The organism is Paraburkholderia sp. CNPSo 3076 (assembly GCF_026343935.1).
In the GTDB taxonomy this organism is placed as follows: Bacteria; Pseudomonadota; Gammaproteobacteria; order Burkholderiales; family Burkholderiaceae; genus Paraburkholderia; species Paraburkholderia nodosa.
This window is the reverse complement of sequence record NZ_JAPMAL010000025.1, coordinates 23,038-34,776: the sequence shown is the minus strand read 5'-3', so window position 1 is coordinate 34,776 and position 11,739 is coordinate 23,038. Positions and strand designations below refer to the sequence as shown.

At 60.7% G+C, this 11,739-nt stretch carries 10 protein-coding genes; 4 read left to right on the top strand and 6 right to left on the bottom strand.

Annotated features, from left to right (window positions below; translation table 11 throughout):
• Window positions 1–102 precede the first annotated feature (102 nt).
• The 6 genes from M3A49_RS27030 to M3A49_RS27005 all read right to left on the bottom strand — a co-directional run bounded on the left by M3A49_RS27030 (window position 103) and on the right by M3A49_RS27005 (window position 7,123).
• Entirely contained in the window at window positions 103–720 is a 618-nt protein-coding gene (locus M3A49_RS27030) for a hypothetical protein (protein WP_266231771.1), read from the bottom strand.
• A gap of 429 nt (window positions 721–1,149) precedes the next feature.
• Window positions 1,150–2,229: a galactofuranose ABC transporter, permease protein YjfF gene (yjfF, locus tag M3A49_RS27025; RefSeq protein WP_266231770.1), complete on the bottom strand. Its 1,080-nt coding sequence runs from the start codon at window positions 2,227–2,229 to the stop codon at window positions 1,150–1,152.
• Window positions 2,226–3,266, bottom strand: a complete 1,041-nt coding sequence (locus M3A49_RS27020) for an ABC transporter permease (protein ID WP_266231769.1) — start codon at window positions 3,264–3,266, stop codon at window positions 2,226–2,228. The genes yjfF and M3A49_RS27020 overlap by 4 nt, the downstream gene beginning before the upstream one ends.
• Window positions 3,263–4,777, bottom strand: a complete 1,515-nt coding sequence (locus M3A49_RS27015) for a sugar ABC transporter ATP-binding protein (protein ID WP_266231768.1) — start codon at window positions 4,775–4,777, stop codon at window positions 3,263–3,265. The genes M3A49_RS27020 and M3A49_RS27015 overlap by 4 nt, the downstream gene beginning before the upstream one ends.
• Before the next feature lie 108 nt (window positions 4,778–4,885).
• A complete protein-coding gene (locus M3A49_RS27010; protein WP_266231767.1) occupies window positions 4,886–5,854 on the bottom strand; it encodes an ABC transporter substrate-binding protein in 969 nt (322 codons plus the stop codon).
• A 516-nt stretch (window positions 5,855–6,370) separates the two neighbouring features.
• Complete coding sequence (locus tag M3A49_RS27005; protein WP_266231766.1) at window positions 6,371–7,123, bottom strand: SDR family oxidoreductase; 753 nt, start codon at window positions 7,121–7,123, stop codon at window positions 6,371–6,373.
• Between the two features lie 524 nt (window positions 7,124–7,647).
• On the opposite strand from M3A49_RS27005, the gene M3A49_RS27000 reads away from it, so the two are divergent.
• From M3A49_RS27000 to M3A49_RS26985, 4 genes are all read left to right on the top strand, one after another.
• A complete protein-coding gene (locus M3A49_RS27000; RefSeq protein WP_254357894.1) occupies window positions 7,648–8,919 on the top strand; it encodes an ABC transporter substrate-binding protein in 1,272 nt (423 codons plus the stop codon).
• A 94-nt stretch (window positions 8,920–9,013) separates the two neighbouring features.
• Window positions 9,014–9,892, top strand: a complete 879-nt coding sequence (locus tag M3A49_RS26995; RefSeq protein WP_254357893.1) for a carbohydrate ABC transporter permease — start codon at window positions 9,014–9,016, stop codon at window positions 9,890–9,892.
• A complete protein-coding gene (locus M3A49_RS26990) occupies window positions 9,880–10,692 on the top strand; it encodes a carbohydrate ABC transporter permease (protein WP_028207513.1) in 813 nt (270 codons plus the stop codon). Before M3A49_RS26995 ends, M3A49_RS26990 begins: the two co-directional genes overlap by 13 nt.
• 10 nt (window positions 10,693–10,702) lie before the next feature.
• Window positions 10,703–11,737 carry an NAD(P)-dependent alcohol dehydrogenase gene (locus M3A49_RS26985; RefSeq protein WP_266231765.1) on the top strand — a complete coding sequence of 345 codons (1,035 nt, stop codon included), beginning with the start codon at window positions 10,703–10,705 and terminating at the stop codon, window positions 11,735–11,737.
• Window positions 11,738–11,739 lie beyond the last annotated feature (2 nt).

The window sequence follows — 11,739 nt, the reverse complement described above, 5'->3', positions numbered from 1 at the left end:
CACGCGGGCCGTGATGACTTTTTATTAATATGAAAAGATTCCAGCGCTTCCCCGCCGCGCCCTGCCCGACACAGCGCCGGACAGCGCTACTGGAATAAGCCGCTACTCCGTCGAGTAGCGCGCGGTCCTCGTCAGAGACGCCAGGCGTTCGACTGTGAAGCTGACCCGACGGCTGAGCGTTTGTCCGGCAGCAAGAACTGTCAGGCCGGGCACATCATCACCGTTGCGAATGTAATGGTGTTCCGATTGATCATTCATCACCTGGAACGAAAACGAATCTTCTTCCGGATATGCACGAAGGCGATAGCAGTCCGTGTTTCCCACGATCGCGAGAGAAATCTGTCGCGCCGGCCATTCGACCAGCGCCCTCCCTCCCCAGCCAGTGAACGCGTGGTCAACCACCTTCGCGGGCAAAGGGTATGTCACCCCGAATTGCCATGCGAACGGAGCCGGAACGAGCCTGGGAGACTTTCCGTTTTCCCGTGCAATCCAGATCCCGCCTGCCGGTGCGCTAATGCGGGTGTCTGAATCCCGCACCAGGACCGGACTGATTTCGATTCCGCACAGTAGCGGCGTGTGTCCCGTATTCTCGAATTCGACGGCTATTTCCAGTGTTGGCCCGTCAAGCTCGTATGTCTGGAGCGCCCTATAGCGTTGTGCGACCTCGGTTATCAAGCGGAGACATTTTTCTCCGGCGGAGTCGATTTCCCAGTCACCCATCAGGGCGACACCGGGGGCAACATCAGCCACCGGAAGCAGCCCACTTGCGCCGATTGGCTGTGATCCGGACGACGTCGCTGAAGCCCCGATGTCCTGCGCCGCATTCTGAACCCAGATCGACGGTTGACACGATAGTCGACGGGGAGCCGGTATATGCCCTCGCCGCTGCGCCTGTCGAAAGACGGGCGTCCATGTCCCCCGGTCGTTCCACTCCAGTTGCACAATCCCGCCGCGGCTCCCTGCCTCTACGTCGAGCCTCAGACAGGCGTTCGAAAGCGTTGTCTGCCGATACGCCTTCCCGGCTGCGCCCTGCTCTGGCTCGCCAGGTCGCGCCGCCTTCCCGAAGACTGGCTTTCGTAAATCCGTATCCCGTAAGTCGAGCACGTTCTCCCCTCCCGTTCAGACAGACTGGATATCAACCTGAGACGATCAAGTCGTCGTGACGAGATCAACGCTGCGACGCTTATCCCGCCCCCGCTGCCCACCGTGCGATGGCCCGGCCGATGTCGGCGCGAAGCCCCCGCCGCCCTTGCGGCGTCGACCCGCGTGCCGCTCGATGATCCGCTGCAGCAGACAAAACACGCAGAGCAATGCGCCGATGACGATGCGCGTCCACCACGAACTCAACGTACCGTCGAAGGTGATCAGCGTCTGGATGGTGCCGAGGATGCCGACGCCGAATAGCGATCCGATTACGTAGCCGACCCCGCCGGTCAACAACGTTCCGCCGATCACCGTTGCGGCGATGGCATCGAGTTCCATGCCCTGTGCCTGCAGTCCGTACCCGGAGAGCACATACAGCGTAAAGATCACCCCGCCCAGCGCCGAGCAGAAGCCGCTCAACGCATACACAGCGATCTTCGTTCTTGCGACTGGCAAGCCCATAAGCAGCGCAGAGCGCTCATTGCCGCCAATCGCATAAACGTTGCGCCCGAAGCGCGTAAAGTGCGCGATGAAAATCGCGACCACGAGCGTCGCAATGCCCACCAGCGATCCGGCATTCAGGGAGCCGCCGCCGACCGGAATATTCAGAGACGCGACAGCATGGAACGTCGGCTCGTCGATCGTGATCGATTCCGTCGTGATCAGGAAGCAGGCGCCGCGGGCCAGGAACATGCCTGCGAGCGTGATGATGAACGGTTGCAGGCGGAAGAAGTGAATCAGCGCCCCCATCGCCGCACCGTAGAGCGCGCCGAAAACCAGCACGATCGGCACGACGACCCAGATGGGCCAATGCAGCCACTGCGCACCCACAGAGCACAGTATCGTAGTCAGGGCAACCACGGCGCCGACGGACAGGTCGATGCCCCCCGACAGGATCACGAACGTCATGCCAATCGCCACGACAAGCAGAAACGCATTGTCTACGAACAGGCCCGTCAATACCTGCATCGAAAAGAAGCCGGTGTACATGACGGAACCAAAACCGAACAGCGCAGCGAACAGCACGATCGTTGCGACGATGGGCAGCGTTCTCGGATCAGCCAGACGGCCAGTCAGCTTTCTCATGATGGACTCGTTCCGGTAGATGCGCGTTCGCGCGCCTGGGAAAGAAGATGTTTCACCTGCTTGACAAACAGCGCACGCGCAACTTCTGATTGAATGACACTCACCACGACCACGACAACGGCCTTGACAACGAGCGTTGCTTCCGGCGGCACGCCGATCGAATAGGTCGTGTAGGTCAACGTCTGGATGATCAATGCGCCGAGCACCGTGCCACCAAGACTGAAGCGGCCGCCAAGCAACGACGTCCCGCCGAGCGTCACGGCCAGAATCGCGTCGAGTTCGAGTAGTAGACCCGCATTGTTTCCGTCAGCACTCCGTACGTTTGAGCTGGCGATGATCCCGGCGAGCGCCGCCATCAACCCGCAGATGACGTACACGCCGAAGACGATCGCGCCGGAACGCAGCCCGACCAGTCGCGTTGCGACAGGATTGACGCCAATGGAGCGAACGAAAAGTCCCAGAGCGGTGCGGTTCACCAGAAGCGCGAGCGCGAGCGTCACCACGACGGCGATCCAGACCGAGCAGGGAACCATCGCCAGATATCCATCACCCAGCCTGAGGTAGCCCGGTGCACTGATGGGAATAATCTGGCCACCTGTCAGCAACTGTGCGACGCCCCGTCCTGCCACCATCAGAATGAGTGTGGCGATGATCGGTTGCATTCCGACGAGCGCGACAAGCAGACCGTTCCACATCCCGGCCAACAGTCCGACGGCAATCGCCGCACCAAGCGCCATGCCAACGCGCGACGGATCCGCCTCGAGGATGATCGCGGCGGCCGCGCCGGCAATGGCCACCGTTGCTCCGACCGAGATGTCGATGCCGCGCGTCGCGATGACGAGCGTCATTCCGAGGGAGACCATCACGAGCGGCGCAGCACGATTGAGGATGTCAATCGGCGCGCCGAAAAGATGACCGTCGAGGACAGTCACCGAGAGAAAGCTTGCGCGATGCGCAACGTCCAGAAGAATCAGCAAGATGAGTGTGATGGCGGGCCAGACCAGTTGATGCCGCACCAGCGCGCGAACCGACTTCATGACTCGCCTCCTGCGATGAGTTGATACACCTGATCCTCCGAGAGGCGATCGCCCGCAATCTCGGCGACCTTGCGACGGTCACGCAGGACAGCAATCCTGTGACTGACGCGAACCACCTCACTCATTTCAGAAGAGATAAAGAGAATTGCGAGGCCTTTCGCGCAAAGCGAGCGGACACGGTCCATGATCTCGAACTTCGCGGCAACGTCGATGCCGCGCGTCGGCTCATCCATGATCAGCAGTTTCGGCTCGGTCGCGAGCCACCGGGCAAGCAGCACCTTTTGCTGGTTTCCCCCGGAGAGCAGGCCGATGGGCTGCTCTGCGTCGCGCGCCTTGATTCCGAGTTGCGCGATGTATTGATCGGCCATTTTCCTTTGACGGGAGTAACTCAGCATGCGCCACCACCCACGTCGCGCCTGTAACGCCAGAACGATGTTCTCCCGGATCGACAACGCGGCTACGATTCCTTCTTTTTTTCGATCCTCCGGGCAATAGGCGATGCCATGTCGCACTGCGTCTCGCGGCGAAGCGAGCTTCGCGCGTTGTCCGTCGATCAGCATCGTCCCGGTGTCCGGGCGCTCGGCGCCGAACACCAGCCGCGCTGTTTCGGTGCGACCAGAACCGAGCAGCCCGGCAAGACCGACGATCTGGCCAGGACACACGTCGAGATCGACGGGACTCATCAACCCACGCCGACCTACACCCTGCATGGAAAGAAAAGGCGCGGCCGCTGCATCCGGGTGCGGACCGTCCGACGTGCCGGCCTTCATCGTCTCGTTCATGCCTTCCCGGCCAGTCATCTTTGCGACCAGCACGTCGACGGACAAGTCCTTTGCCAGGTACTCGCCTTCTCGTGCGCCATTACGCATGACGGTGATGCGATCCGACACGGCATAGGTCTGCTCGAGAAAGTGCGTCACGAACAGAATCGCCATTCCCGATTCCTTCAAGCGGCGCAGCACCGCGAAAAGCCGCGCGACTTCGCCGTCATCGAGACTTGAAGTCGGTTCGTCGAGAATGAGCACGCTCGCGTCGACGGAGACGGCGCGCGCGATTGCCACCATTTGCTGGACCGCAATCGGGTAGGAATCCAGCGAGTGCGTGACATCAATGTAAAGATCCAGCGCGGCCAGCGCGTCCCGCGCCTGCAGGTTGATCGCCTTCCAGTCGATTGCTCCGCGCTTCTTCGGATGCCGGCCGGCGAAGATGTTCTCCGCCACGGAAAGATTCGGGCAGAGGTTCACTTCCTGATAGAGCGTCTGGATCCCGGCGGCTTCGGCGTCCAGCGGCGCAGTGAAGCGAACCGGCTTCCCAGCGAGGCAGATTTCGCCGCGATCGTGTGCGAATACGCCGGTGAGCACGTTGATGAGCGTTGATTTGCCCGCGCCGTTCTGGCCCATCAACGTGTGAATCTCACCGGGAAACAGCCGAAAATCGACCTGCTGCAACGCCTTGACGCCCGGAAACGTCTTGTCGATGCCCGTCATTTCGAGAATGGGTACAGGGTTCATGGTGTTCGCGAGTTCCGCGGACGGACTCGCCAATGGTGTCGGGGACGAGCCGGCGCGCTCAGGAGTGACGCTCCCGAGCGCGCCCGTCGGCGGGATATGACGTGCAGATCAGTACTTCCGGCTCGGCATGACTTGCGCTGCGACATTCATCGGAAAGATGCCTTCGTCGGTCACGATGCGCCGCGGAACCTGCTTGCCGGCCACGATGTCCTTCACCGCCGCCATCAGCTGGGGGCCGAGCAGCGGGCTGCATTCGACGTCCACGTTGATCTTCCCGTCCACCATGGCCTGAAAGCCACCCTTCGTCGCATCGAAGGAAACCACCGTGACATCCTTGCCCGGCTTGATGCCTGCTTCTTCCATGGCCTGGATTGCGCCAAGCGCCATATCGTCGTTATGGGCATAGACCACATTGATCTTTTTGCCATACGTCTTCGCAAACGCTTCCATCACCTGCTTGCCGCCCGCAAGCGTGAAGTCACCGCTTTGCGACGCGATGACCTTGAACTTCGGATCGCTCTTTATCACTTCCATCAGACCCGCATGACGGTCGTTGGCAGGCGCGGAACCGACCGTCCCTTGCAGTTCTGCGATGTTGATGGGTCCCGGCTCGTTCTTGTAACGCTCCTCGAGCCAGTGACCTGCGCGGCGCCCTTCCTCCATGAAGTCAGAACCAATCATCGTCGCATAGAGCGAGGGATCCTTCACGTCGATCGCGCGATCGGTGAGGACGACAGGGATCTTTGCACGCTTCGCCTCTTCGAGCACCGGCTCCCAGCCCGACTCGACGACCGGCGAAAACGCAATAACGTCAACCTTCTGCGCGATGAACGAGCGGATCGCCCTGATCTGGTTTTCCTGCTTCTGCTGGGCGTCCGAGAACTTCAGGTTGATGCCAGCATCCTTTGCTGCCGCTTTCACCGACACGGTGTTTGCCGTGCGCCATGCACTTTCGGCGCCCACCTGGGAGAACCCAAGCGTAATCGGCTTGCCCTGTGCGAATGCGCTTGTCCCCGCAGCAAGCGCGAACGCTGCTCCCACCATCGTACGTAGTGCGATCTTTCTGACCAGCTTCATTCTTCTGTCTCCGATGTACGAGTTTCTAATTGCTATTTTTCGCCATAGCCTGAACCTGCAATGCTCGCCGCACGCCAGTGACGGCAGCCATTGCGTTCAAGCTTCCACAGTGCTTCTTCCGTTTGTCAGATCTGACGCTGTTCGAATCACCGATCGAATAGATGCTTTAGCCAAAACGCAGGTATTCCGCTCCCCCTTGTGTCGTTAGATTTGAATTCCCGGGCAATGCCAAGGCAAGAACGTCATCGACTCGACCCGTTGCCTCGAGACAGCGCTCGATCAATGGGTTCGGCACAGTCTATGGAGAAGCCCGATAACCTTCTAATGAAATATTCGCCTTCCGCGATATACGTTTTGGCATTGGTATAAATACCTATCTACACCATGCTGGGGTTGTCGTCCTTTGGGTGAAGATTTTGGCGGCGGGAATTAGAAAGTCTCGATTGATCTATAAGAATGGCGACGGTCAATGCGCCTCATGGGTCTGCGGCTTCAGGTTTCGCAGATACCTTGGAATCAGCCCTTTTTTGCTTGCGCGAGCCACTGGTCGAGACTGATGCGGCCGATCCGCGCGTCGCCGAGCGGGACAAGCGATTGTTCCTCGACGCGGCCGCCGTAGTAGCGCGCATCGCGATCCGTCACTACCGGGCGGGCATCGCCCACCGATTTCAGATAGCGCGAGACGATCTCCGCGAACGGCACGCGGTCGGGGCCGGCGATGTCGACCGTGCCGTTCAGCGGCGCGGCGAGAGCGACCTGCGCGAGCGTTGCCGCGACTTCATCGGCGGCTATCGGCTGAAACAGTCCGTCGCCAACGCGCACCGTCCCGTCTTCGGTGCCGTAATCGGCGATTGCGCCGATGAATTCCATGAACTGGGTCGCGCGCACAATCGTGTAAGGCACGCCCGCCGCCTCGATCGCCTCTTCCTGCGCAACTTTGGCGACGAAATACGCATTCTCCGGCGTGCGCTCGCAGCCGACGATGGACAGTGCGACGTGATGGCGTACGCCAGCGGCCACTTCCGCTTTGCCGAGGTTGCGCGCCGAGTTGCGAAAGAAGTCGAGCACCGCATGGGGCTCCCACGACGGCGCGTTCGCCACATCCACGACGACGTCCGCACCCGCTAGCGCGTTGCTCAGGCCCTCCCCCGTCACGGCGTTCACACCGCTACGCGGCGACGCGGCGAGCGCCTCATGTCCCGCATCGCCAAGCAGCTTCACGAGACGCGACCCGATCAGGCCGGAACCACCGATTACGACAATCTTCATGACAGATTCTCCAGATGAGAGGCAGTGAACGCGTGAAAGCGCCCGGCGGGTGTCGCATCGACTGAGAGGATTCGCCGCCGTCGCATCGCGTGAGGCTATTGTGGGAAGATCATGAACTATCGAAAAGTGCCAAGAATTGCCGTTTCGACTTCCCATGAAAAATGGCGGATATCGACGGATTCGATCCCCGCGAATCTTCAAATATACACAGGCGTACTCAGGATCAGTGCCGCGAGGATTCGGCGCATGACAAAGCCGAAGGTTGTGCTTGCAGCCATCCCCGAACCGCCAATCGAGCTGGAATCGCGATCTGCCAGAACGCATACAGCCACGCTCGCCCAACCCAGGTTCGACACAAAATTTTGCGCTGCACACAAAAACTGAGCAAAAAGTACAGAACCGCTGCCCCGTTTTGGCGTGGCTGGCTCGCCAGGCCGGTGCTAACTTACGCTCGCTATCTACCGGCACGCAACCACCACCGGCCGATAACAACCACTCGAACTAAAACCTTCCAGGAGACGGCAGTGAAAAGGTTCCACTATTCCGCACTGTGTGCGTTGCTGGGCGCGACCCTGCCTGTCGTGTCGGTCGCGCAGTCGTGCAATGTTCCTGTCATCAAGGTGCTCGCGCAGAAAAGTCTCGGCCTTACCGTGATGGAAAAGTCCTTGCCCGACTACGAAAAAAAGACCGGAACGAAGATCGAGATCAGCTACTTCGGAGAGAACGACCGCCGCGCAAAATCGCGGCTCGACGCGTCGACCGGCGCCGGTTCGTACCAGGTCTACTACGTGGATGAGGCGAATGTCTCCGAGTTCGCGACGGCGGGCTGGATCGTGCCCTTGCTGAAGTACTACCCCAAGGAGGCCGACTACAACGACTTCCTGCCCGGACGCCGCGCTGTCGCGAGCTATAAGGGCGTCGCGTATTTCGCGCCGCTGATTGGTGGTTCCGACTTCCTGTTTTATCGCCGGGATATCCTCGAGAAAGCACATATGCCGGTGCCGCGCACGCTCGACGAGCTGGTTGCCGACATCAAGAAACTCAACGCGCCGCCGAACCTGTATGGCTGGGTTGCCCGAGGCCAGCGCGGCTCCGGCATGAATGTCTGGCGCTGGGCGCCGTTCATGCTCGCCGAAGGTGGAACATGGACCGACAAGCAGCAGCAACCCGCATTCAACTCACCGTCTGCCGTCAAGGCCACGCAGCTTTACACGGACCTCTTCAAGTATGCGCCGCCGGGCTCCGCCACCTATGACTGGAGCAACGCGCTCGAGGCATTCCGCTCCGGGAAGGTGGCGTTCATGATCGAGTCGACGCCGTTCGCCGACTGGATGGAAGACCCCACCAAGTCGAGTGTCGCCGACAAGGTCGGCTACGTGAGGCCGCCCGCACCGCTGCCCTCCGCTGCTTACGGGCATGGACTAGCCATTTCAGCGGTCGGCGCGAAGGACGAATGCACCCGCCAGGCAGCCGGCAAGTTCATTGCGTGGGCAACAAGCAAGGAACAGGAGCAGGCACGCCTGCACGACAACGTGTTCAGCGACTACAACCGCACGAGCACGATCGAAAGCGACTATTTCCAGAAGCACGTCAAACCGCAGATTCTCGCGGGCTTGAAGGATACGACGCCGGTGTCGAAAGTCACGTTCTGGCCGAGCCCCCAATGGCCGGATATCGGCGACAACCTCGGCGTGGCGCTCGAGGAAATCTTTACGGGCACCCAGAAGGACATTCAGGGCGCGCTCAACGATTCGACCCAGTACGCGCAAGATGCCATGGAGCATGCGCGCAAATGAGCGGCAGCGCGGGGACAAGCGCGAGGCGCGCGGGTCCCCTCTGTGCACGGGAGCGGCGGCATGCGCTCCCGAGTGTTCGAAGCTGGAGAGCTGAATGTTCAATCGCGGAAAGACTAGCCTTCCGTTCGTGTTTCTGGTGCCGCCTCTCGTTGCGATGGTGGTGCTGGGATTCGTGCCTACCATCGCGGCCATCAACCTCGCGCTCCGCAATCGCGTGTTGCGTTACCCGGACAGCGAGTTCGTATGGATGCGCAATTTCGTGCGCCTTGCTGCCGACCGGCGCTTCATCAACTCCATTGAAGTCTCGGCCATCTGGGAGGTCGTGACGGTGCTCGGCGCGGTCGCGCTCGGAATCGTCATTGCCATTTATCTGTTCGAGCATGTGCGCGGCAGGATGCGCAATGCCATCAGTGTGCTGTTGATCATCCCTGTGCTATTGCCACGTGTTTCCGCGGCGTTTATCTGGAAGTTCATGTACTCGCCGCTCAATGGCATTCTCAGCTGGTTGATCGGCCTCTTCGGCATCACGAACACGGCCTTTCTCTCGGACCCGGCGCTTGCGCTCTATGCGGTCGCGCTGGTCGATATCTGGCAATGGGGCCTGTTCTTCTCAGTGGTGGTGCTAAAGCTGCTCGAGACGCTGCCGCCCGAGCCGCTCGAAGCCGCACGGCTCGACTATGCGAGCACCTGGCAGGTTTATGCATACATCGCGCTGCCAATGCTCAAAGCGCCGATCATGAGTCTTGTGTTCATCAAGATGGTGGAATCGCTGCGCTCGTTCGACCTGATTTACGTGATGACCAAAGGCGGCCCTGGCGTATCCACCGAAACGCTGGACATGTACGCGTACTCCCAGGGAATCGGCCTTGCAGGAAAGGTGTCGTACGCGTCGAGCATGGCGGTCCTGATGATGGTCGCCACGACCTTGATTTTCACGCTTATCTGGAAGCGGGTGAACAAATGGGAAGACTGATCTCCCGCAGTACGATCCTGCTGCTCGGTGTTGCGCTCGCCGTCGTGGCGGTGTTCCCGATCCTTTGGGCGGTGCTCAATTCACTGAAGAACCTGCTCGATATCGTCACGCCCACGCCGCGTTTCATCTTCACGCCGACGCTGGACAATTACCGGCAGGTGATTTCGAGCCCGGAGGTGCTGATCGCACTGGAGAACAGCTCGGTCATCGTGGGCACCGCGGTCATCCTGGGCACGGTGCTTGGCGTGCCGGCAGCCTACGTGATCGCGCGTTTTCACGTTCCGGCAAAACGCGACATCCAGTTCTTTTTGCTGTCGCTGCGCTTCCTGCCGCCGGTTGCGGTAGCGATTCCGCTCATCGCGATCTGGGTGGACCTGGGCCTGTACGACACGCGGTTCTCGATGATCGTCACCTATCTGCTAACGACCTTGTCCACCATCACATGGCTGTCGATACCCGTGTTCCAGCGCATGCCGCGCGAGATCGAGGAGGCCGCCACGCTCGACGGTTATGGACCTTACGCGGTGTTCTGGCGCATCGCCTTGCCGACCTGTGGCAACACGCTGCTGGGCGGCATCATTTTCAGTTTCGTGCTGGTCTGGAACGAACTGATGATGGGCCTTGCGCTGACGTCCTCGCGCAGCGCCACCCTGCCGGTCGTGGCATCCGCGTTTACGTCGCTCGGTCAGGAAGTGCCGTGGGGCGTGATCAACGCGTCCACGGTATTGCTCGCACTGCCGCCAATCATCTTCGTGGGCGTGCTGATTCGCCTCCTGAACTCAATGGTCAAAGGTAAATAAGGAGAATGTTGTGAAGGCACTTGTACTGGAAGAAGCTCGACGCCTGAGCCTGCGGGACATCGATTTGCCGCTGGTGATCGGGCCACGTGATGTCAAGGTTCGCATCCATACCGTCGGCGTGTGCGGAAGTGACGTGCACTACTTCACGCACGGCCGCATTGGGCCGTTCAAGGTCGAGCAGCCGATGGTGCTCGGTCATGAGGCGTCGGGCACGATCGTCGAGGTGGGGGCCGAAGTCGGCCACCTGAAAGTTGGCGACCGGGTTTGCATGGAACCCGGCGTGCCGCAGTTCGATTCACGTGCCACCATGCGCGGATTCTACAATCTGGACCCTGCCGTGCGGTTCTGGGCCACTCCCCCGGTGCATGGCTGCCTGACCCCCTACGTGGTTCACCCGGCCGCGTTCACCTACCGGCTTCCGGACAACGTCTCGTTCGCGCAAGGCGCCATCGTCGAGCCCTTGTCGATCGGCCTGCAAGCAGCCACGAAGGCCGCCATGAAGCCCGGCGACGTGGCCGTCGTGATTGGCGCAGGCACCATCGGTGCCATGACGGCGCTCGCGGCGCTCGCGGGCGGCGCGTCGCGCGTGATCCTCGCCGACGTCGTGAAAGAGAAATTGCGCCATTTCGCAGGCAATCCGGCAGTGACAACCGTGAATGCCGCAGAGGATTCGCTCGAGGATGTGGTGCGCCAGGTGACCGAAGACTGGGGCGCCGATGTCGTGTTCGAAGCGTCGGGCAACGCGAAGGTCTTCGAGACGCTGCTGGACCTCGTGTGCCCGGGCGGCTGCGCGGTGCTGGTGGGCATGCCGCCAGGTCCGGTCGCGCTCGACGTGGTAGCGATGCAGGCAAAGGAAATCCGGCTCGAATCCGTGTTCCGCTACGCGAACATTTTCCCGCGGGCGCTGGCCCTCATCAGTTCGGGAATGATCGACGTGAATCCGTTCATCACCCGCAAATTTGCGTTTTCAGACGGCATCAAGGCGTTCGAGGAAGCCGCCGCTGGCCGCCCCGAGGACGTGAAGATCCAGATCGAGATGGATTGAAT

Excerpts from the sequence above, each read along its gene's own strand:
- M3A49_RS27030 (WP_266231771.1), bottom strand. The coding sequence starts at position 720 with ATGGGTGACTGGGAAATCGACTCCGCCGGAGAAAAATGTCTCCGCTTG.
- yjfF (WP_266231770.1), bottom strand. The coding sequence starts at position 2,229 with ATGAGAAAGCTGACTGGCCGTCTGGCTGATCCGAGAACGCTGCCCATC.
- M3A49_RS27020 (WP_266231769.1), bottom strand. The coding sequence starts at position 3,266 with ATGAAGTCGGTTCGCGCGCTGGTGCGGCATCAACTGGTCTGGCCCGCC.
- M3A49_RS27015 (WP_266231768.1), bottom strand. The coding sequence starts at position 4,777 with ATGAACCCTGTACCCATTCTCGAAATGACGGGCATCGACAAGACGTTT.
- M3A49_RS27010 (WP_266231767.1), bottom strand. The coding sequence starts at position 5,854 with ATGAAGCTGGTCAGAAAGATCGCACTACGTACGATGGTGGGAGCAGCG.
- M3A49_RS27005 (WP_266231766.1), bottom strand. The coding sequence starts at position 7,123 with ATGAAGATTGTCGTAATCGGTGGTTCCGGCCTGATCGGGTCGCGTCTC.
- M3A49_RS26995 (WP_254357893.1), top strand. The coding sequence starts at position 9,014 with ATGTTCAATCGCGGAAAGACTAGCCTTCCGTTCGTGTTTCTGGTGCCG.
- M3A49_RS26990 (WP_028207513.1), top strand. The coding sequence starts at position 9,880 with ATGGGAAGACTGATCTCCCGCAGTACGATCCTGCTGCTCGGTGTTGCG.